Source organism: Brevundimonas sp. GN22 (assembly GCF_054824005.1).
Window position 1 is genome coordinate 34413 of the sequence record NZ_JSYD01000002.1, and the last position, 21913, is coordinate 56325.

Here is a 21913-nt window from a genome sequence, read left to right on the forward strand (position 1 = left end):
GAGAGCACAGTTTCAGCAAAGCGTTGGCGTTACAAGATTACGCCGAGTTGAAATGAACGTCAGGATGACGCCACCGCGCCCTTCCCTTACCCACCGCGCAGCTGGGTGATGGTTTTGGCGGGCGAGATTTGTTCGGCATCCGTCACCAGATGCACCAGCGCTGGCTGTCCCTTCGCCGCAGCCTCGCGCGCCTTGGCGAAGGCTGCGGGGAAGTCGCCCGTACCCGTCACCCGAATACCGAACGCCCCAAAGGCCTCGGCATATTTAACGAAGTCGGGGTTCTTGAGATCGGTCGCGATCACGCGGCCCGGATAATGGCCTTCCTGATGCATACGGATGGTGCCGAAGGTGCCGTTGTCCACGACCACAACGATAGCCCCGATGTCGTATTGAGCGGCCGTGGCCATTTCATTGGCGCTCATCATGAAGTCACCATCGCCCGCGATGCAGACCACTTCGCGATGTGGAGCCGTCGCCTTGGCTGACAGGGCCGCCGGATAGCCATAGCCCATAGCCCCCGAGGTTGGAGCCAACTGGGTCCCGCGCGCCTGATGGCGGTGGAAGCGATGCAGCCACGCGGCGAAATTGCCCGCGCCGTTGGTCAGGATCGCATCCTTGGGCAATACCTCGCCAAGGTGGGCGATCACTTCACTCATGTTAACAGCGCCGACCGTTTCAATCGGCGTGGAGAAGGCGAGGAATTCTTCGTGAGCGGCCTTGGCCTGATCGTGCCACAGACGATCCGGCTCGATCTGCGACAGCGCTAGCGCGGCCAGGCTGTTGTCCGCCGTGGCGGACAGCAGAGGTGCCCAGACGCGGCCCAGCTCCTCTACGCCCGGATGCAGATGGATCAGGGTCTGCGCCGTGAGGCTGCGGTCCAGCAGGGTGTAGCCTTGCGTCGGGTTTTCACCCAGACGCGCACCGATGGCGATGATCAGGTCCGCATCCTTGACCCGCGCAATCAGCTTGGGGTTCGGCCCAAGGCCCAGATCACCCGCATAGCAGGGGTGGAGATTGCTGATCAGATCCTTGCGGCGGAACGACAGCGCCAGCGGAAGACCCAAACGCTCGGCCCAGCCCGCGATGGACGTGGTCGCCTCTTCGCTCCAGCCCGAACCACCCAGCACCAGCAGCGGGCGCTCTGCCGCTTTCAGCTTGTCCGCGACCTGAGCGACGAACGCGGGATCAAGCGCCGCACGCGCCGGAACAACAGGGCGCACCGGAGCCGGACCACCGTCCTCGTGCAAAAGGTTTTCGGGAAGCGCGACGACCACCGGCCCCATGCGCCCCTGAAGTGCGGTGGAAAATGCCCGCTCGACCACTTCAACCGTGCGCTCGGGGCTTTCCAGTTCGGTCGCCCATTTGGCAAGACCACCAAACACCTCGCGGTAGTCGACCTCCTGAAACGCGCCGCGCCCGCGGTCCGACAGAGCAATCTGGCCCACAAACATAATGAGGGGCGTCGAGTCCTGATGGGCCGTATGGATGCCGATAGACGCATGGGTCGCTCCCGGACCGCGCGTCACCATGCAGACACCAGGCTTGCCCGTCAGCTTGCCATAGGCCTCGGCCATGTTAGCGGCACCGGCTTCGTGGCGGCAGACGATGACCGCAATCTTGTCGAGTACATCGGACAGTGCATCCAGCACGGCCAGATAGCTTTCACCCGGTACGCAGAACACCTTGTCCACGCCGTTGGCAACGAGAGTTTCGACCAGTCGACGGGCGCATGACACAGGGGTTGCAGTCATCGGATATCCGTTTGAAAACAGCTTATAGCTCGGGTCGTGATGACCGGCTGGATAGTTCCGATCTTTCTATATTGGGCGAACGCCGGTTGTCACCCGAACTTTCCCATCATTCGTTTCAAACGAGGCAAAACATGCGTAAATTCATTGCGTTGGGCGCAATCGCCATCGCCCTGACCACTGCTGCGTGCAACACCATTGCGGGCGTTGGTCGCGACGTTCAGGCTGCTGGTCGTGCGGTTACCAACTCGTCGGATTCGGCCCGCCGCTAAGGGCTATTCGACGCGGCCGGATTCGGAGGCACGCTCCAGCGCCTCTACAGTTGCGGCACAGCCCTGCAAGGTCTCGTCGCCAACCTTCACCATGGCGGCCAGCGGATAGATGCGATCGCTCATCCCGTCTGAACAATCCGTGCCGGTCAGGGTCACAACCAGTGGCTTCTGATCCGGCAGGGTGGTTTCCCAAACAGCCAGATTGCCGGTTACCTTGGGCGTAGCTCCGGCCCCCGACACAGGCGTACCGTCCATACGGGCGAAGGTGATCGAAGTCTGATCGATATCGACATGCCAGAACGGTTCGTTGCCAAGCGCACGGATGGGGCCGTTAAGCGAGAGTTCGCCGATTTTCAGTGGGACAGCGGCCGCATTGGCTTCCGGGGCATTATTCGGCCCTTCGGCAGTCGGCTTGCACGCCGCCAGTGCCAGACCCAGGGTCGCGATTGCCAAAACTGTGCGCATAGCGCCTCTCCCGTTCACAGGTGGTGCAACAGTGACGATGCCCCGCTCATCGGCACCATACATCTTCACCCGAATGTATCGCACCGTCCTGTTTCTGAATGCAAAATGGCCGGTCCCTGTTCCAGAGACCGGCCATCCGATATTTTAGCGCAAAGACAGAAGACTTACTTCTGGACCCACTGCCCTTGGGCGTTGCGGTACCACTGGCCCGAGGAAATACGCGGCAGAAGCTGCGTCTCGAACATGCGGGTAGCAGCCACCTCGACCGTGGTGCCAGCCTCGGCAGCACCGCGTGAGTACACTTGGCGGCGACCGCTGTTGACGGCCTCTACGGCTGCGCGGGTATCCGGCTCGACCGAAGTGCGAATGCCCAGATAGCCATCAGCTTGCTCACCGACCTTGCCCTCGGCCTTGGCAGCATCGACCAGAGCTTTCTGGCCAGCGGTCTGCGCCATTACGCCACCGGCAACGCCCAATGCGGCAGCTGCAGCGACAGCGATGAAAAGTTTGCGGTAGGCCATTATTCTATGCCTCCTATTAGAACAGGTTCGGGTTTTGCTGGAGCAGCTTCTGCAGCTCGGCATCCAGCTTGATGTGAATGTTCGCATTGAGATTGGCGTTGATCTCGAGCGGCTTGTCAAAAGCAACCTTCACCGTTGGCGAGCATGCGGCAACACCGGCCACCGCCCCTGAAAGGGCGAGGATGGTGAACTGACGTTTGTCCAACATTTCGTAGTCTCCGGTTTGTCCGTGCGCGTGCGGTGATAGGGCCACTTTACGCCTGAATGGCTGGTGAATGAAATCGCCAGCGTGTCTATGGGGTTCCCTCGGGCGGTGACACCGTCACGACCGGAGGTGCAGAGGTCTGCTGGTCCTCGAAGCGCCGCCTCATGACGTTGAAGATTTCGGTCGCCAGCTCATTGGCGTTCCAGCTGGTGTTCAACCGCAGAATGACGGGCGTACCGGACGGAAGATCGAGTCGCTTTTTGGTAAGATCGCCACGCAGGAGATCGATGATAGAGAGCCTCAGGTCCTGCTGCACCTCTGGATCGTGCCGCCCGTCGATCACGAAGTTCAATCCCAGACGCCCCCCCGGCAAGGATTGGACATGAGCCGTCAAACTGTCGATCGCGAGATTTTCCAGCGCCTGATAGGCGAGGTCCTGCACGGTGTTCGGCGGCAGATCGACCGTAGCGCCGGCATCGACATTCCCCTCGGCATTGCTGGACATGCCCGTCAGGACCTCGGGGTCGATTTCCAGACGCCCGGCGGCGGAGGTCAGCTCGCCACCCTCGATCTGCCAACCCAGCTTGTCATTGTATCGGAAGCCGAGATCTCCCGTCAGTGCCGCATCGAAGAACGCCTTGTCACGCAGGTTCGCTGCGGCCAGCAGGTCGTTCACCTGAAGGTTTTCCAGATGCATGACGCCGGTCACGTCCTGTCCGCGGGCAAACGGGATAACCACCGAACTAGCGCGCACACGGCCACCGCCAATCGAAACCGCCGCCTCGCTCAGCACCAAGGCGCGGTCGCGCGTACGCGCCCGCAAGTTCAGGTTCTCGACAGGCAGGAAGGCATCCAGCCTGCGTGCGGTGAACACCGCATCCTCGGCCATGGTCATGTTCAAAAGATCGGTGAAAGCCACCTGTCCGGACAGATCCGATACCTGCCCCATAGGGGTGTCAAAGGTCATGCCTTCGACATACAACTTGCCGTCGCTTGTGGCCCCTTGCGGGTTCCACCGGAACTGTCCCGATAGATTGATACGGCCCGTCGCGGGACTGCCGACAAAATCCGAGAGCATAGGGCTGAGGCTGGTGGGTTGCAGACCACCCGCGGTGAAGTCCAATGGCCCGGTATGGACTCTCAAGCCGCCTTCGCCGGAGGCCACGCGGTGGTCCAGCACAAGGTCTGCGACGTGATACCCCTCGCGGCTCAGCGCCAGATTCCCACTCCAGATGCCATTGGCCAGTACGACCTCACCCTTGGCCAGCGCGGGATTGAATCGGGCCTGTGCGTCGCTATCGGCCACAATGTCGGCCAGCGTTGCTTCGATGCCGGTAAGGCGTAGCGTGGTCTGTCCCTGACGGCCGGCTACAACAAGGCGGCCTCGTCCGTTGTCCAAATCAATACCGGCAAAGGGTGCGGCCAGCTGCGTTTGCTGCAGGCGACCCGCCAGTTGCCATTGCCCCTGACGCATCGTGAACAGCGGCTGGCCTGCTGCGCAGAGTTGGCCCTGAATACGCTTCAGATCGTTCTCGCCAATATCGACCGACGCAGCGCGGATATCGGCGCAGCCATCGGCGGTATAGTCGGTGGTGCCATTGCGCACCCGAAGACGTCCGGCGGTTTTCAGAGCGATGCCGCTGACAGGATCAAAGTCCAGCGCGCCGTCCCCCCTGAGACGGGCGCTAAAGCCGCCATCAGCCATCTGCCATTGGCTGACATCGACATTGAGCTTCGGGAAACCCTCGCCCTCCAGCGTCAGGCGCGCCGAACCGTGCGGTGCCACGCCCGCCAGTTGCAGCAGAGGCCCGTCCTTGGGCTGGAACGTCAGTCGCGCACCATTGGCCGAAACAACCTGTGCGGGGGCGGTCAGTTGCAGCGCGTTCCCGCGATTAGTCTGGGCAAATGTCAGGTTCGGGGCGGAGAAGCGGAAGTTGCGAGCAGCCTGTTTCAGGCGCGCCATCTGCGGCGCATCCTCTCGCGTGACATCACCCAGCCCCATGAACTGGCCGTTGGCCGCCAACCCACCTTGAAGCGCGACTCGGGTTGCCAATCCGCGCACTGCGTCCAGACGGAACTGGCCCCGCACGTCCCGAAGTTTCAGGTCACCGGAATCCAGCGTCTGCGCGGCCAGTGTCAGCGGTCCTTGCGCTTCGAACAGCTTGCCATCGCCGCCAGCCAGAAGACGTCCGGACGAAAGGTCGGCCTGACGCACCACCGTCTGCCCGCTACGCAGGCTGGCTGCTCGCAGGCGTGTCGGACCTTCGAGACGCCAGTTCAGGCGGCTATCGTTCTGACCCGGCTGTCCGCGCGAAAAGGCACCGGCCACACTGTCGGCGATGAGCGTCGCAGCCGTCAGCTGTTGGTCCCCGCTCGCAAGGGAATCGGCGGTCGCCTTGAGAGAGCCTTGACCATTGAGGGTGAAGGCGTCGATCCACCCATCAAGCTGGCCCTTCCATCCCAGAGTGGCATTGACGCCGCGACCGGCGATCTGGTCGCCCGCAATCCGCTCCACATTGGCTTTGGCGTCGAGGGTCACGGTGCCGACCGCCTTGGCTTCGCCTTTGCGCGGATAGGGAAGCTGTCCCTTGAGATCGAGACTGACCTTCTCGCCGGTTGTGCCTGACGCCTGTAAAGAGCGCGCCGACGACACCAGGGTGAAGTCGAGGCTGTCGCGACCACCGCGCGCTTCGATGCGCGCGTCCAGTCCCTTGGCTTCGAGGTCATTGAGCTTCAGATCGGCAGGGTTCAGGGACGCCTTCAGCCACTCCAGTCGTTCGTCGTTGACGCGCGCGTCTGCGGTCGCGGTGATCGCGCCATACGGCGTCGTCAGCAAAGCTGTGCCCTGATTGACGATAATCAGTGGCCCCGGCTTTTTGGGTCCCGGCGGGCGAGAGGTGAACTCTTCGATCAGTGGATCAAGCGAGCCGAATGAGACCTTCTTTCCTGTCCACTCCGCCTTTATGACCGGCCGATCCAGAAGCACGCGACGCGGCGTCACGCCAAGGCCGCCAGCCATCCACGGCATGCCGATCAGGTAATCAACCTCGACACGCTCGACGCGCACGTCGGGGTTTTCCGGATCGCCGACAGTGATGCGCCCGGTGAAACCGTCCCATTCGATACGCTGGACTTCGACGTCGGCGGCGATACCGCGGCGGTGCAGCCATCCGACAAGCACTTCTTCGGCCACGGCACGGCGGCCAATGTAAAGTCCGCCCAGGCCCAAGGCCACGACCAGACCGCCGATCGTCAGTCCCGTACCGATACGACCGGGCAGACGAGATTTACCGACGGCCTTTACGGACCCGTCTTTAGAAGCCGGCTCTGAGGTTTGTTCAGGAATTTGATCACTCACAGCGCTGACTTCTAACGATCCAGAACCACCGGGACAAACAAATCTCAAGTACGCCCGAAGTTCATACCTCCGACGTTAACGACCGGTTCGGCTTACTCATTTAATGTAGGCACCAATAAGTCATGACAGGCCGTTCCAGATGGTTGGCGATATGTTACCTGTTCCGACTTTGATCGTATCGTCTAATTTCGGCCAAAAGACTCGTAGAAAGGAACCAAATCGAAACGAGCAGAACGCTTGTTAACTGAATGTAACAATCGTCGCTTCCCATCCTGAGACAGTCGGTCTATAAAGTCCGCTTCACGTCTCTCGGGAAGGAGACGGGAACCAGATTTCGTTGGGCGCAATTTGCGTCGTCGAATACCGGGGAAAAATGGCCCAGTTCGATCCTCGCCGCCAACCGTTGCGGCTTGCCCCTCACATGCTCACCACAGTGGCAGCCATTGGCATCGCCTTGGTTGCGGGCAAACCCTTCGCCGCGTCAGAGGTCCAGGAACTGCCGGTTCTGACCCCTCAGCAAACTGCCTATCTGGAAACGCAGGCCTATGCGGCCGCTGCGGCTCCTGCCGGTCTTAACGCCCCCGAGGCGGTTCCGGTTCAAATCCGTCGTGGTGAAACTTTCGAGCAGGCCATTCGCCGCTCGGGTGTAGCCGCCGACGATGCCAGCGCTGTTGCCGCTACGATCGCCAGCGCTTTCGACCTCAAAGACATTCGCGCCGGTGCCAAGTTCGAGACCGCAGTGTCCCGTCCGCGCGGTGGCGTGGGCGAGGCCCGCCTCATCGGCCTGACCATGCGGACCGGCCCTGCCAGCCAGCTTACCGTTTCGCGCAGCTTTGACGGCGCGCTGAAACTGCGCTCGCTGGACGAAAAGGTGACGCAGGAAACTGTCGTCGCCCGCGACAAGGTTCAAGGTTCGCTGTCGGCTTCGGCTCGCGAACTGGGCGCCACCACCGCTGTGGTACGCCGCGCCAGCCAACTGTTCGCCCACAAGTTCGACATGCAGCGCGACGTTCGCGCCGCCGACGAGTTCACCCTCGTCTTTGACCGCTCGGTCACGGAGTCGGGCCGCACCATCGAGACCGGCGACCTGCTTTATGCAGAGCTCAAGGGCCACGTCTTCTACCGCTTCCAGCGCCCGGGTTCGAACAAGGTCGAGTATTTCGACAGCACCGGTAAGAACGTGCGCTCGGTCATGATGCGTACGCCGCTGCAAAGCTTCCGTCGTGTCAGCTCCAACTATGGCGTCCGCGTCCACCCGATCTCGGGCTATCGCAAGATGCACCAGGGCACCGACTTCTCGGCCGCGACCGGCACGCCGATCATCGCACCGGCTGACGGCGTCGTCGTCGAAGCCCGTCGCTGGGGCGGCTACGGCAACTGGATCCGCGTTCGTCACTCGAACGGTCTGGAAACCGGCTACGCCCACCTTTCGCGTTACGCCTCGGGCATTCGCGCCGGTCAGCGCGTCAGCCAGGGTCAAGTGATCGGTTACGTCGGTAACACCGGCAACTCGACCGGCCCGCACCTGCACTATGAAATGTGGCGCAACGGCCAGCGCATCAATCCGAACAGCGTCCGTACCCAAGAAGGTACGATCCTGTCGGGTGCCGAACTGGCAGCCTTCCGCGCTGAAAAGGCCCGCATTGATCGCATCATCGCTGCCGGCGGCCACACCCGTCCGGTCGTGCAGCAAGCGAACGAAGACGGCCTTCGCAAGATCACCGCCTGATTTTAGCGAGATAGAATTGAAAAAGGCGCGGGATCATCCCGCGCCTTTTTTATTACCCTACCAGATAGGGAATGCCGCCCACCCCACCGGGGCAGTTTACGCCCAGCACGCGCACGTCCGCTTCACCCAGACCGATCCCCAAAACCCTCACCAGCGGGTTCAGGATCGCATCCAGCAGATAGCCAATCGGCGTCAGCAGCGGCGTCAGCAGCTTCACAATCCAGTCCAGTTGCAGGCCGAGGAAGCTAATCTTCAACTGGCTGGTCAGATTGTTCAGCAGGCTACCGACTATCTCTTTGGCCCGAACTGTTTTGGGCGTGTGGTTCGCAATTTCGGTCGCATTGAACTGTAGCCTCTGCCACGTCCGGTCCTTGCTCTCGACGTTGGCATAAATCTTCAGCGGCAGGAGAAGGACTTCGGCGATGGTTAGATCATCGGTGTAGATGGGGCGTTTGAAGTCGCTGAAGTCACCTGGATTGGTCACATTGCCGACAGTCACCCGCAGCAGACCTGGACGGGCGTCCACGTCAACGCGATTGGTCGCGCTGCACCGGATGTCTGCGATCTTCGCCTCGGCAGAAGCGACTTCGGCAAACAGCTGCAGGTCCGCCGCCAATAGTTCGGGCACAAGGTTCTTGGTCTTGGCCTGAACGAAAACGCGCGTTTGGGCGGTGCGAATGATCGGGGTCTGTCCCGATGATACCGTGATCCATGCTGACTGGTTGGGGCGCTCGCCTATCGCGACCTTGACCTTCACATCCGCCAAAATGGCGTTGACGTCGGAGTTGAGCGCCAGTTGTCGGTTGCCATTGGCCGTCTCCAGCCCCGCCATCAGAATATCCAGCGCCGACACATCGACATTCAAGGCGCGCCGCAAACCATCGCGTGCATCCACATCGACGCCCAGAATGTCCGAGACCTTGATTGGAACACTCAGTCGCGCACCGGTAATCGATCCCAGAACGGCCTTGTCATCATCATCGGCAACGACGCGGAGCACATCCAGCAACTGCCCCGTCGTCACATTGTGCGCCAGCAGCGCATCATAGTCGCCAGCTTCAACGCCCAGCTTTACAGCCAGAGCGTCGACGAACTGGAGCAGGTTCACATCCGCCCCGACGAGACGGTTGTAATCCATGACGTTCAGATTGATGTTCGAGCCCAGAAGTCCCGTCAGGACCGAGTTCAAAATCCCGCGGTTCAGGCTCAGCAATCTCGAGCCGATAGAGAAGACCGCCGAAGGCTTGGAGCCAGGCAGGGCTGCTGTCGACTGGCGTGTGATTGGGGCGGAATGGAAGCCCATGATGCGGGCGAAATACAGTTTCGCACGGTCATTTATGACGACGCGCGCCGCATTGGGCGATGTACCGCCTGCGGTGAAACGCAGATCGGGTTTGATGTTCGGATCACCGACATAAACACCGACCGTCGTCTGGACCGTAATGTCGTTGCCTAGGTTGGCCTTGGCGGTCGCAGTCGCGGCGGCCTGCGCCTTGGGTAGATCGCGCGCTGCGGCCAATGAGGCCAGATCTGCCGCGCCCTGAACCGTCCGCGCCTTAAGCACCATCGAGCCCAGATCAACCGCCAACGCAGCCAGAATGACGATCAGCACGGACGCCGCGGCGACTATAATCGCCACGCCGCCTTCCTGATCCTTGGCGAATATCTCCGGCTTAAGGCGGGAAAGCCACATTAGTAGCCTCCCAGACGCACCACAGCTTCGCGGTTGATATTCTGGGGCGGCGCGACCGTCAGCGCACGCAGGGCCATAATGGGATGGTTGCTGACGTCATAGTTGATGCTGACCTGCACCACCTGATTGTCGCTGGTGACAGCTACGCTGGAGGCGGAGACAGGCACACCTATTTGTGGACCACGCGCGGCAACGAAATCGAGCGCCAGCTGGCGCCGCTCCGCTGCATCAAGGCCGCCGAGCGAAGCCCGTGCGGATTCATAGGCCAGAGACTGGACCGAGTGAGCCAGCCAGAACCAGCCGCCATAGACGATCATGCCGATCAACATCAAAATGAGGATCGGGGAAACAAGAGCAAATTCAACAGCAACGGAGCCGCGGCGCGACCGACGTTTGCCGGGAACTATTCGAAGCATGGGGGGAAACTCCAAATAACAGCGTTACAGTAGGGCGCAGCGAGCTTAATTTGGAGTTATCAGGTTTGGTGAACGCCGGATTCGCTAGGTTTGGATACCGTGATCCCCCGGCCAATGATCGTGGAAGTAGCCTTTAGGCGCTGGCGATGCTAAGCGCCGCTCTATGACGACGCCTCCTATTGAACGCATCCGGAATTTTTCCGTAGTCGCCCACATCGACCACGGCAAATCGACGCTGTCTGACCGCCTGATCCAATTCACCGGCGGCCTGACCGCGCGCGAGATGTCCGAGCAAGTGCTCGACAACATGGACATCGAAAAGGAGCGCGGCATCACCATCAAGGCGCAGACCGTGCGCCTGAATTATAAGGCCAAGGACGGGGAAACCTACGTCCTGAACCTGATGGATACGCCCGGTCACGTCGACTTTGCCTACGAAGTCTCCCGCTCGCTGGCTGCCTGTGAAGGCTCGCTGCTGGTAGTCGATGCCTCGCAAGGCGTCGAAGCCCAGACCCTGGCCAACGTTTATCAGGCTATCGACAACAACCACGAGATCGTTCCGGTCCTCAACAAGATCGACCTGCCCGCTGCCGAACCCGAGCGCGTTAAGGCCCAGATCGAGGACGTGATCGGTCTGGACGCTTCTGACGCTATTGAATGCTCGGCCAAGTCGGGTATCGGCATCGAAGACGTGCTCGAAGGTATCGTCGCCCGCCTGCCGGCACCCAAGGGCGATGCGAATGCTCCGCTGAAGGCCATGCTGGTCGATGCGTGGTACGACCCCTATCTCGGCGTTGTGCTGCTGGTCCGCGTCTTCGACGGCGTGTTGAAGGCCGGTATGCGCGTCAAGATGATGCAACACGGCACGACCCACCTGGTCGACCGCGTTGGCGTCTTCCTGCCCAAGAATACCCCTGTTGAGGCGCTTGGTCCGGGTGAAGTCGGCTTCATCACCGCACAGATCAAAGAAGTGGCGCACGCCGCTGTCGGCGACACCATCACCGACGAGAAGAAGCCGACCGCTGAACCGCTCAAGGGCTTTAAGGAAGTCCAGTCGGTGGTATTCTGCGGCCTGTTCCCTGTCGACGCCGCAGACTTTGAAGACCTGCGCGCCGCCATCGGCAAGCTGCGTCTGAACGACGCGTCCTTCACCTACGAGATGGAGTCCTCGGCGGCTCTGGGCTTCGGCTTCCGCTGCGGCTTCCTTGGCCTGCTTCACCTCGAAATCATCCAAGAGCGCCTGAGCCGCGAGTTCAACCTCGACCTAATCGCGACCGCCCCGTCTGTTGTTTACAAGATCGGCCTACGCGACGGCACCGAGATCGACCTGCACAACCCGGCTGACCTGCCGGACGTCATGCAAATCGAGACCATTGCCGAGCCGTGGATCAAGGCCACCATCCTGACGCCGGACGAATACCTCGGTGGCGTGATCAAGCTGTGCCAAGACCGTCGCGGCAACCAGCTGGAGCTGTCCTACGTCGGCTCGCGCGCCATGGTCGTCTATGAGCTGCCGCTGAACGAAGTGGTGTTCGACTTCTACGACCGCCTGAAGTCGATCTCGAAGGGCTATGCCTCGTTCGACTACGAGATCACCGACTATAAGGTAGGCGACCTCGTTAAGATGAGCATCCTCGTCAACGCCGAGCCGGTCGACGCCCTGTCGATGCTGGTTCACCGTGCACGCGCCGAAACGCGTGGTCGTGGCATGGTCGAGAAGATGAAGGAACTGATCCCGCCGCACATGTTCGTCATTCCGATTCAGGCAGCGATCGGCGGCAAGATCATCGCCCGCGAAACTGTTCGCGCGCTGCGTAAGGACGTGACCTCGAAATGCTACGGCGGCGACGCCACCCGTAAGAAGAAACTGCTCGAGAAGCAGAAGGCCGGTAAGAAGCGCATGCGCCAGTTCGGCAAGGTGGAGATCCCGCAAGAGGCCTTCATCGCCGCGCTCAAGATGGACGAGGATTGATCGTCCCCGGCACCCAGACAAAAGCCCCGACCGAAAGGCCGGGGCTTTTTCTTTAGCTAGGCTGATATGCGTACGTGGCGCTTGGCCAGTTCGCGACGGTCGTGGCCGGTCGAGAAGATCACAGCAAGAACGACGGCGATGACCGCGCCTAACAAGGTGTCCAACACCCGCTCCGGTGCCATTTCCGCCCCGGCCGTGGCAGGCGACGCCAGATAGGTCATCAACAACGCCATCGGGGTCACGAACATCTGGCCCAACGCATAATTGTAGCCGATCGCCGCCTCCGTCATCCATTGCAACAGGAACAACAGGGCGATGCCTGCCCACACCGATGGCGACTGGGACAGGATGATCCAGATCAGCACGGCACCGATGACAGTGCCTGCTACACGCTGGAGTGCGCGGTTGAGGGTAACGTGAAGATGCACGCCTTGGAGCACGGCTACCGCCCCCATGGCTGCCCAACCCGGATGGGCTACGCCCACGGCATGGGCGATCCAGCCGGCAATCAATGCGCCGCCGGCGATACGGCCAGCAGTGGGCCATAGAGGCTGTAGCTGTTGACGCAAGCTGTAGCGCTGTCTGGGTTCGGCGACATCTTCCTTGGCGCGCAACGCTTCGGTCACGGCGCAAACCACGATGGCCAACGTGGCCACAGCCGAAGCCATCAACACCCGCACCCCCAGATCCTGCAGGCTGGCTGGAGCATTCATGCCTGCCATGCCCGAGAACATGAAAATCAGCGGGCCGGGGGGGCCAAAGCGCCCCACGGTCGAGGCAATGAAATACAAGCCCCCCAGAAGCGCCAGTACCAACAGCAGACCCGCTGTCGGCACACCTGCCAGACTGGCTATCGACATGATGGCCAGTGAAGAGACCTGACACAGCGCCGCATAAACTACGATCACATTGCGCCGCGCCTTGGGTGCGAAGCGCCCGAACAGGGCCACCAACGCGCCCAGCGAGGCATAACCCAGCAGCGCCGACCACGGCGATAGTTGCACTAACGGCAGGGCAATGGCGACCGTCAAAGCCGCCTGGAAACCGGCAAGGATACTGTTACGCAGACCTTGAGGGCGCACGACCATCGCGCTTTCAGCAAACTGGCGGCGCGACATCAAGAGGCGAGCGGCTTCGCGCCGTCCTACACGGTCGCTCATTGTTCGGCCTCCTTGCGGGCCAGACGAGCCGCGATAAGGCGTGCATCAAGGCGATCAATCGCCTCAAGCGCGCCTATGATTTCGGCGTCTCCCAGACTGTCCAGAAGGCTCGTCTCGGTCCGCAGCAGGATGGAGCGAATGTGCTGCACCTGACTTTGACCTGCGTGCGTGAGATAGACGCGACGTGCCCGCGCATCGGAAGGGTCCGTGCGGCGCTCGGTCCAGCCCTTCTGCTCCAGAATGTCGAGCAACCGCACCAGCGTAGAGGCATCGATGCCCACGCGCTCGGCCAATTCCTTTTGCAGGAGGCCGCCGCCGCTTTCGTCCAGATGGATCATCGGAGCCCACGTCGCGTCGGTCAGGCCCGCACGGGCAAGGGCTGCCTCCAACTCCTGTCTCCAGCGACGGGCGACAATAGAAAACCGGATCCCGAAACGGGCGCGTACACTGTCAGGGTTTGAACTCATTAGACATTTTTAGCTAATTTAGTTTGAGCCTCAAACTATCCATAGGTCTCGGGTGCGCTTCATGAACTTTTAGAAAGGTTCACGGAGTCGCATTGCAGCGAACCGAGAGGCAGGTAAGGTCGCGACACATTTTCAACGCAAAGGATCAACCATGCGTCGTCTCGTTACCTCGGCTGCGATTGCTGCCCTGATGGTGGGAGCTGCTCCCGTTGCGGCTCTGGCCAACACCACCGCCTCTGCCGCCACGGCCACACAGGCACAGGAACTGCGTGGCGCGCCGGTTTCCGAACTGCTGGCCCGTGTCGATATTTCGTGGAAGCGCTTCCAACTGGATAACGGTCTGACGGTGATCGTGCATGAAGACCGCAAGGCGCCCGTGGTGGCGGTCAGCGTCTGGTACAACGTCGGCTCCAAGGACGAGCCGAAGGGCTCCACCGGCTTTGCTCACCTGTTCGAGCACCTGATGTTCGGCGGTTCGGAAAACAGCCCGAAATCGCACATTCAGGCCGTACAGGCCGCAGGTGCTACCGCGCTGAACGGTACGACCTGGTTTGACCGCACCAACTACTTCCAGACGGTGCCGACCCCGGCTCTGGAATACACGCTGTATCTTGAATCGGACCGCATGGGTCACCTGCTGGGTCAGGTGAGCCAGGAGGTGCTCGACCTGCAGCGCGGCGTCGTCCAGAACGAAAAACGTCAGGGCGACAACCAGCCTTACGGCCTGTCCTATTATTCGGTTCTCGAAAACCTCTTCCCTGAAGGGCACCCGTACCGTCACTCGACCATCGGTTCGATGGCCGACCTCGATGCCGCCAGCATGGAAACGGTGCGCCAGTGGTTCATCAACAACTACGGCCCGAACAACGCCATCATCGTTCTGGCCGGTGACGTCGACGAAGCGCAGGCCCGTACCCTCACGAACAAATACTTCGGCCACATCGCTGCCGGTCCGGTGAACACGCCGAAGGAAGCCGACGTACCAACGCTGGCTGCACCGGTGACCCAGACCCTGCATGACCGCGTGGCCCAAGCCCGTGTCTCGCGCTACTGGGCTGTTCCAGGCATGCTTGATGCCGACGCCGCGCCGCTGACGGTGGCCGCCTCGGTCCTGGGCGGCCTCAGCAGCTCGCGTCTGGACAATGCTCTGGTGCGTGGCGACCAGACCGCATCGGGCGTCTCGGCCAGCAATCAAGCCTTCCAGCGCGTGGGCATGTTCTCCTATTCGGCCACGGTCAAACCGGGTCAGGATCACGAAGCCGTTGCCAAGCGCATCGACGAAGAGTTCCAGCGCCTGATGACCGAAGGTCCGACGCAGGACGAGATCGACCGTGTTGTCACCCAAACTGTTTCGCGCCGCATTCAGGGTCTGGAACAGACCAACGGCAAGGCCTCCACTCTGGCCGAGGGCCAGTTGTACGCCAACGATCCGGACTATTACAAAACCGAGCTTCAGCGCCTGGCCGCGGTCACGCCGCAGCAGGTGCGAGATGCGATGCAACGTTGGCTGACCCGTCCGGTTTACAACCAGATCATTCTGCCGGGTGAACGCGAAGCCTATACCGAGGCGGCAGCCGCTCCGTCGGGTGCCACCCCGACGCCGGCCGCCGAAATCCAGCGCGTTGCGCGTGATCCGGCCCCGCAGATCGGCGAAGTGAAGAATCTGGACTTCCCCGATGTTCAGCGCGCCACGCTGTCGAACGGCATTGAAGTCGTCTATGCGCAGGTTTCGAGCGTGCCGGTTACGCGTCTGTCGCTGGAGTTCAACGCCGGTATCTCGGCCGACAGCGCAGAGAAGCCCGGTGCCCTGACCCTGATGACCGACGTCATGCAGGAAGGCACGACCACCCGCGACTCCAAGGCACTGGCCGAGGCACAGGAGCGTCTGGGCGCATCGGTCAGCGTCAGCAACAGCATGGACCGCTCGGTCGCCAGCCTGTCGACCATCAGCACCAATCTGGCCCCGTCGCTAACGCTGCTGTCGGATGTTGTTCGCAATCCGGCCTTCGCCCCGAGCGAGGTCGAGCGTCTGCGCGCCCAGCGTCTGGCCCGTCTGGCCAGCGAAAAGACCCAGCCGCAAGCCATCGCATCGCGTGCTTTCACCCCGCTGATCTACGGCGAAGGCCACCCCTACGCCCGTCCGGGCTCGGGCACCGAGGCCGGTGTAACTGCCGTCACCCGTGACGATCTGGTCCAGCAGCACCAGCAATGGATCCGTCCTGACAATGCCAAGCTGTTCGTCGTGTCGGATCTGCCGTTGTCGGAAATCACCGCACAACTGAACGCCGCATTCGGTGACTGGACTGCGCCATCGGCTCCGAAGGGCAACAAGGCCTTCCCGGCCAGCATTCCGCAAAGCGAAGGCAAGATCGTACTGATCAACCGCCCGCAATCGCCGCAATCGATCATCTATGGCGGCAAGGTCCTGGCGGTTACCGGCAAGGACGACAATCTGGCGTTCAACCTCGGTAATACGGTTGTCGGCACCGACTTCCTGAGCCGCATCAACGCCGACCTGCGCGAGACCAAGGGCTGGTCCTATGGCGTGCGGGGTATGTTCAACCCGTACGAAGGGGCTTCGCCCTACACCATCGTTGCGCCGGTTCAGGCCGACCGCACGGGCGAGTCCATTCAGGCGCTGATGCACCAGTATAACAACTTCCTGACTGCGGAAGGCGTGAAGGCCGAGGAGCACCAGCGCACCATTCTGGGCGAAACGCGCTCCCTGCCGGGCTCGATCGAAACCGCCGGTTCGATCCTCGGTGCCCTGCGTAGCAACGACCTGTACGGCCGTCCTGACAACTATCAGGAAACGATCGCACAGCGCACCAACAGCACCACCGCAGCACAGATGGACGCTGCGGTTCGTCGCCTGCTCGACCCGTCCAAATTCGTCTGGGTCGTGGTTGGCGATGCTGAAAAGGTGAAGCCGCAACTGGAAAGCCTCGGCATTCCGGTAGAGGTTCGCGAAGTCCAGTAAACCCTGCACCTTCGCTAAGCATTCAAGGGGGTCGACCGAAAGGTCGGCCCCTTTTCTATTTCATCGTTATGTGTGGCGTGATTACTGTCGGCGTATGAACGACGCCCGTATCCCCTACACCCGCCCGATGCGACTTGCCGTCCTGATTGATGCCGAGAACGCCTCGTCCAAGGTCGCCGATGGCCTGTTTGCCGAGATCGCTTCTCTAGGCGAAGCGTCCGCACGGCGCATCTATGGCGATGCGGCCAGCCCCGCCCTGCGCAACTGGGTGTCGATCCTGCCGCAATGGGCGCTCCAGTGGCAGCAGAATTTCCAGAACACCAAGGGCAAGAATTCCGGTGATATTGCTCTGGTCATTGATGCGATGGACCTGATGCATTCAGGACGGTTTGACGGTTTTTGTCTCGTGTCGTCCGACAGCGACTTCACCCGTCTCGCCGCCCGCATCCGCGAGCAGGGCTATCCGGTTTACGGCTTTGGCGAGCAGAAGACCCCCGAGAGTTTCCGTCAGGCCTGCACCCGTTTCATCTATCTCGAAAACCTGATGGAGCCACTTGAGGGGGCAGAGACAGAGCCTGCGCCATCTGCAGACAAACCCGCCCGTCGCCCGCTCAAGGCTGCCGAAGACCTGATCATCAAGGTCATGCATGATGCCGATGACGACGGCGACGGATGGGTGGCCTTAGGCCTGATCGGCAACCGCATGCGAAACGCCTATCCCGACTTCGACCACCGCAGCTATGGCTTCGCCAAGCTGTCCTCGCTCATCAAGGCCTCCAAACGCTTCGAGGTGGTGCAGTCTGCGGGCAACGGCCTGAACGTCCGCCTGAAATAGGACCGGCTTCGGGCGAAGGTCGGACAAACAGCGTTTGCCTCTTCTCCCGCGCGCGGCATCGTCTATGTATGGCGCATGGCCGGACCAGAGACACCGCAGGAAACATTTAAGCGCGCCTTGGCGCATGCCGCGCGGGCGCTTGCCGAACATCCCGAGCTGGAAGTTCACTTTGCCTCTGACGGGCCAAAGCTGGTCGGCAATGTCCTGACCCTGCCCCATCCGCCGCGCGATCCATCCTCTAACGAGGGTGCCTCGGCGCGCGGTCAGGCCGACCGTCTGGCGCTGAAATTGGCCAACCACGACCCCACCATCGACGCCAAGGCGCGACCGCTGGACCGCACCGCCGCCGAGGTGTTCGACGCCATCGAACAGGCGCGTGTCGAAACCATCGGTGCGCGCAAGCTGGCGGGCGTTCGGGCGAACCTTCGGGCTGCTCTCACCTCGCGGCTTGAACGCACAGGCGCACTGCGGGCCGAGACTGATCGCATTCCCTTGAGCGAGGCCGCCGCCCTTTTGGTGCGCGAGCGGATTATGCAGGCCCGCGCCCCCGATGCGCTCGGGGCTATGCTCGACAAGGTGCGCGACGATCTGGAAGCCCGCGCGGGCGATCAGTTCGACGCCCTTGCCGCTGCTGCTGATGACCAGAAACTGTTTTCCAGTCGCCTGAACGATTTGCTCCGCGCCCTCGACTTGGAGGCTGGTTCGGCCGACACGCCTGACAACTCCGAGGACGAAGGCGAGGACGAGCCGGACGAGGCCCAGCAGGACACGCCCGAGGAAGACGAAGAAGAGGAAGACGGCGAGGCCGAAGGCGGACAGTCGCTGGAAGGCAGTGCCGACGAGCAAACGGCCGAAGAAGAGCGACAAACCCGCCCTGATGGCCGTCCTGCCGATGCCGAGGGCGAGCCGGGCGACGAAGATCCCGAACTGAGCGAGGGCGCGCAGCCCAACCGCAACGAGTCGCAGGATGACGGCCGCAAGGTCGATTTCTACCACGCCTTCACCACAGCGTTCGACGAGGTGGTCGACGCTGCGGACCTGTGCGACCCGATGGAGCTGGATCGTCTGCGGGCCATGCTGGACCAGCAACTCACCTCGCTCGGCAGCGTCGTCTCGCGGCTCGCCAACAAGCTGCAACGCCGCCTGATGGCACAGCAAAACCGCTCGTGGATGTTCGATCTCGAGGAAGGCATGCTGGATACGGCGCGCCTGACCCGCGTCATCACCGACCCCAGCAGCCCGCTGTCGTTCAAGATGGAAAGCGAAAGCGCCTTCCGCGATACGGTCGTGACCCTGTTGCTGGACAACTCCGGCTCGATGCGTGGTCGCCCGATCATGGTCGCCGCCGTCTGCGCCGATATTCTCGCCCGTACGCTGGAGCGTTGCGGCGTGAAGGTGGAAATCCTCGGCTTTACCACCCGGGCATGGAAGGGCGGACAGAGCCGCGAGGCATGGATCAATGCCGGCAAACCCGCCAATCCGGGCCGCCTGAACGACCTGCGCCACATCATCTACAAGGCCGGTGATGCCCCATGGCGCCGTGCCAAGAAGAACCTTGGCCTGATGATGCGCGAAGGTTTGCTAAAGGAAAACATCGACGGCGAGGCCCTGCAATGGGCGCATAACCGCCTGCTGGCCCGCAGCGAGCAACGCCGCATCCTGATGGTGATCTCGGACGGCTCGCCGGTCGATGACTCGACCCAGAGCGCCAATGCCGCCCTGTACCTCGACAAACACCTGCGTCAGGTCATTGCCGAGATCGAGAACACCTCTTCGGTGGAGTTGCTTGCCATCGGTATCGGCCACGACGTCACCCGCTGGTACAGCCGCGCCCTGACCATCAGTGACGTCGAACAACTGGCCGGTGCCATGACCGAAAAACTGGCCGAACTGTTCGACGCCAATCCCGCCAGCGCCCAGACCCGCCGACGCAAAGCCGCATGAACCGCAAACTCTATCTGTCCGCCCTCGCCTGCCTGACGCTGGCCGCCTGCGCCAGCGCCGCGATCACCTCGCAGCCGTGGACTGATAGCTCTTCGACGGCTCCGTGGACGGCCCAGCCCGCCAGCACCCGCACGGTGGGACTTGGCATTGGCGGCTCGGTTCTGGCCGACGGCGTAACCTTCGCGGGCGGGGTGCAACTGCTGACGCCAACCCTGTCGCCTTTGCGTAGCCTGTCAGACCTCAAGCTGGTGGGCGCGGACGGTTTCGTGACGGTCTCGGATGCAGGCGATCTGATCCTCGGCCAGATCAAGCTGGACGATGGGGGCAAGTTGATTGGCTTGGACCAGTTCCGCAGCCGCCGACTGTCGCTGACGGACGGTTCACCCATTACCGAAAAGGTCGATGGCGATGCGGAAGGTCTGGCCGTGCTCCCCAATGGCGAGGTTCTGGTCAGCTTTGAACGGGATCACCGCATCTGGAACTATGGTCCGCTGGATGCCCCGCGCCTTCCTGTCAGCGCGCCGCGTCCGGTATGGCCGTTCAACGAGAATGGCGGCATGGAAGCCCTCGCCGCACGCGACAATATCCAGTGGCGCGTCGCGGGCGAGGATGGCGGAACATGGGACTGCACGCGCGTCACCTGCACCCTCGTACAACTGCCTCCGGCCGAACCGCTCAAGGACAGCCAATATCGCATTACCGGTATCGACCGTGATCCATCGGGGGATGGCTATTGGGTGGTTCAGCGCTCGTATGCGCCACCGCTGGATGCGCGCGCGCGGGTGCGTCACATGGCAGAGGATGGCACGCTTGGTCCGGTCATGGTCGAACTAAAACTGCCGGGCACGACCGATAATTTCGAAGGCATCGCTGCAACAAAAAGAGGCGGGAAAACCCGCCTGTACATCCTGTCGGACGATAATGAGAACCCGCTACAGCGCACGCTGATGCTGGCGTTTGATATCAGCCGTTAAACGCGCTCGCTGATCTTGATCGCAGCCTTGCAGCCGATCTTGATGACGCTGCTCAGCAGGCGATAGGCCGGTGCCTCGCGGCTGCCGTGGGCAATCGCATGGTCGTGGTGCATCAACTCTTCGTCGCGAAACTGCGTTAGTTCGGCAGCCAGTTCCGGATCGCGTTCTTTAATCTCGGCAATCTGGTCGGCGTAGTGTTTTTCGATCACGCTCTCCACCGCTTCGGTGCAGGCGTGGGCGGCCTTCTCGCCGAGCAGAGCCGTACCCGCACCCAGAACCGTCGCAGCTACCTTCCACACCGGGATCATGGCGGTCGGACGGACCTGATGCTCGTTCAAAAGGGCGTTGAAGCGGTCGAGGTGGACCTGTTCGTGCCCTTCCATCTCGACCAGATCGCCTGAAATTTTCTCCTTGCCGGCGCGGTCACCAAGGATGGCGCGCTGGGCGCGGTAGATGTTGACGGCGGCAAACTCACCGGCGTGATCGACCCGCAGGATCTCGGCCATGCGACGCTTGTCGGCACCGGCACCTGGACGTGGCAAGGGCACGCGGCGGGCTTCGGCAACATTTTGCGGAGTGTCGGTCATATCCGGATCCTACTTACGCGGGGCGCGGGCGTCTTTAGGACGCTTCGCCGCCAACAGGCTCATAACAACCAGCGCCATCGAAACCACAAAGTTCCACGCCGCCATCGACAGACCAAGGAAGCTCCACGCGATATCGCCGCATCCCGTGATCGGAGCCACCTCGACCGATCCGTCGAGAATACCGGCCAGATTGCCGAAATCCACGTCCAGCGGATTACCGGCAGAACAGGTGGCCGGAAGCGCCCACCATTTCAGCTCTCCGCCCGCATGATAGCCTGCGGTGATGGCACCGGTGATGAACACCAGCGCCAGCACGAAAGCCGCAAGGCGCGGAGTGCCGCGGCGCGAACGGCTGATGAGGTGCCACAGGGTCGCCGCACCCGACACAACCAGAGCCGCCCAGTAAACCTCGCGCTGCTTCAGGCAAAGATTACAGGGGTCCAGCCCGCCAAAACGCTCGAACGCATGCGCAGTACCCAGCATGGCACCGGAAACCAAAAACGCGACGAGCGTCCACCAGCGTTTCAGATTGGAATAGAGAGCCTTCATAGCGGGCAGTCTTAGCCGCCTATTGGGTGCCCGTCATC

General features: G+C 61.8%; 18 protein-coding genes. 7 read left to right on the forward strand and 11 right to left on the reverse strand.

Features of this window, described 5'->3' with window-relative positions; translation table 11 throughout:
• Nucleotides 1-86: 86 nt before the first annotated feature.
• A complete protein-coding gene (locus tag OB03_RS00235) occupies nucleotides 87-1751 on the reverse strand; it encodes a thiamine pyrophosphate-binding protein (RefSeq protein WP_461342827.1) in 1665 nt (554 codons plus the stop codon).
• Nucleotides 1752-1882: 131 nt separating this feature from the next.
• Here OB03_RS00235 and OB03_RS00240 point away from each other — a divergent pair, with 131 nt between their 5' ends.
• Nucleotides 1883-2020: an entericidin A/B family lipoprotein gene (locus OB03_RS00240; RefSeq protein WP_242913019.1), complete on the forward strand. Its 138-nt coding sequence runs from the start codon at nucleotides 1883-1885 to the stop codon at nucleotides 2018-2020.
• A gap of 3 nt (nucleotides 2021-2023) precedes the next feature.
• On the opposite strand, the gene OB03_RS00245 is transcribed toward OB03_RS00240, so the two are convergent.
• From OB03_RS00245 to OB03_RS00260, 4 genes are all read right to left on the reverse strand, one after another.
• Complete coding sequence (locus OB03_RS00245) at nucleotides 2024-2485, reverse strand: COG3650 family protein (protein WP_242913018.1); 462 nt, start codon at nucleotides 2483-2485, stop codon at nucleotides 2024-2026.
• Nucleotides 2486-2649: 164 nt separating this feature from the next.
• Nucleotides 2650-3006, reverse strand: coding sequence for a YdbL family probable chaperone protein (locus OB03_RS00250; protein ID WP_242913017.1), 357 nt, complete (start codon nucleotides 3004-3006; stop codon nucleotides 2650-2652).
• Nucleotides 3007-3022: 16 nt separating this feature from the next.
• Nucleotides 3023-3214 (reverse strand): YnbE family lipoprotein, encoded by a 192-nt coding sequence (locus tag OB03_RS00255; protein ID WP_461342828.1) that lies wholly within the window; start codon nucleotides 3212-3214, stop codon nucleotides 3023-3025.
• An 85-nt stretch (nucleotides 3215-3299) separates the two neighbouring features.
• The gene (locus OB03_RS00260) at nucleotides 3300-6569 is read right to left on the reverse strand and encodes an intermembrane phospholipid transport protein YdbH family protein (protein WP_461342829.1); all 3270 of its coding nucleotides are present in this window, start codon (nucleotides 6567-6569) and stop codon (nucleotides 3300-3302) included.
• A 373-nt stretch (nucleotides 6570-6942) separates the two neighbouring features.
• Here OB03_RS00260 and OB03_RS00265 point away from each other — a divergent pair, with 373 nt between their 5' ends.
• Nucleotides 6943-8298, forward strand: coding sequence for a M23 family metallopeptidase (locus OB03_RS00265; RefSeq protein WP_242913014.1), 1356 nt, complete (start codon nucleotides 6943-6945; stop codon nucleotides 8296-8298).
• Nucleotides 8299-8350: 52 nt separating this feature from the next.
• On the opposite strand, the gene OB03_RS00270 is transcribed toward OB03_RS00265, so the two are convergent.
• Together OB03_RS00270 and OB03_RS00275 are read right to left on the reverse strand one after the other, a co-directional pair.
• A complete protein-coding gene (locus tag OB03_RS00270) occupies nucleotides 8351-9991 on the reverse strand; it encodes a TadG family pilus assembly protein (protein WP_461342830.1) in 1641 nt (546 codons plus the stop codon).
• Nucleotides 9991-10320 (reverse strand): pilus assembly protein, encoded by a 330-nt coding sequence (locus OB03_RS00275; protein ID WP_242913010.1) that lies wholly within the window; start codon nucleotides 10318-10320, stop codon nucleotides 9991-9993. Before OB03_RS00275 ends, OB03_RS00270 begins: the two co-directional genes overlap by 1 nt.
• 250 nt (nucleotides 10321-10570) lie before the next feature.
• Here OB03_RS00275 and lepA point away from each other — a divergent pair, with 250 nt between their 5' ends.
• Entirely contained in the window at nucleotides 10571-12379 is a 1809-nt protein-coding gene (gene lepA, locus OB03_RS00280) for a translation elongation factor 4 (RefSeq protein ID WP_242913008.1), read from the forward strand.
• Between the two features lie 56 nt (nucleotides 12380-12435).
• Here lepA and OB03_RS00285 read toward each other — a convergent pair whose 3' ends face one another.
• Together OB03_RS00285 and OB03_RS00290 are read right to left on the reverse strand one after the other, a co-directional pair.
• Nucleotides 12436-13539: an FUSC family protein gene (locus tag OB03_RS00285; RefSeq protein WP_461342831.1), complete on the reverse strand. Its 1104-nt coding sequence runs from the start codon at nucleotides 13537-13539 to the stop codon at nucleotides 12436-12438.
• Nucleotides 13536-14006, reverse strand: a complete 471-nt coding sequence (locus OB03_RS00290; protein WP_461342832.1) for a MarR family winged helix-turn-helix transcriptional regulator — start codon at nucleotides 14004-14006, stop codon at nucleotides 13536-13538. Before OB03_RS00290 ends, OB03_RS00285 begins: the two co-directional genes overlap by 4 nt.
• A 151-nt stretch (nucleotides 14007-14157) precedes the next feature.
• On the opposite strand from OB03_RS00290, the gene OB03_RS00295 reads away from it, so the two are divergent.
• The 4 genes from OB03_RS00295 (at nucleotide 14158) to OB03_RS00310 (ending at nucleotide 20739) form a co-directional block, all read left to right on the forward strand.
• Nucleotides 14158-16986 (forward strand): M16 family metallopeptidase, encoded by a 2829-nt coding sequence (locus OB03_RS00295; protein ID WP_461342833.1) that lies wholly within the window; start codon nucleotides 14158-14160, stop codon nucleotides 16984-16986.
• Between the two features lie 94 nt (nucleotides 16987-17080).
• Nucleotides 17081-17821: an NYN domain-containing protein gene (locus OB03_RS00300; RefSeq protein WP_242913000.1), complete on the forward strand. Its 741-nt coding sequence runs from the start codon at nucleotides 17081-17083 to the stop codon at nucleotides 17819-17821.
• A 75-nt stretch (nucleotides 17822-17896) separates the two neighbouring features.
• On the forward strand, nucleotides 17897-19765 hold the full coding sequence (gene cobT / locus OB03_RS00305) for a cobaltochelatase subunit CobT (protein WP_461342834.1): 1869 nt from the start codon (nucleotides 17897-17899) through the stop codon (nucleotides 19763-19765).
• The gene (locus OB03_RS00310; RefSeq protein ID WP_461342835.1) at nucleotides 19762-20739 is read left to right on the forward strand and encodes an esterase-like activity of phytase family protein; all 978 of its coding nucleotides are present in this window, start codon (nucleotides 19762-19764) and stop codon (nucleotides 20737-20739) included. The genes cobT and OB03_RS00310 overlap by 4 nt, the downstream gene beginning before the upstream one ends.
• On the opposite strand, the gene OB03_RS00315 is transcribed toward OB03_RS00310, so the two are convergent.
• Together OB03_RS00315 and OB03_RS00320 are read right to left on the reverse strand one after the other, a co-directional pair.
• Nucleotides 20736-21326 (reverse strand): demethoxyubiquinone hydroxylase family protein, encoded by a 591-nt coding sequence (locus tag OB03_RS00315; RefSeq protein ID WP_242912995.1) that lies wholly within the window; start codon nucleotides 21324-21326, stop codon nucleotides 20736-20738. The two genes, OB03_RS00310 and OB03_RS00315, sit on opposite strands and share 4 nt — an antisense overlap.
• 9 nt (nucleotides 21327-21335) lie before the next feature.
• The gene (locus OB03_RS00320) at nucleotides 21336-21875 is read right to left on the reverse strand and encodes a disulfide bond formation protein B (RefSeq protein WP_242912994.1); all 540 of its coding nucleotides are present in this window, start codon (nucleotides 21873-21875) and stop codon (nucleotides 21336-21338) included.
• Nucleotides 21876-21913 lie beyond the last annotated feature (38 nt).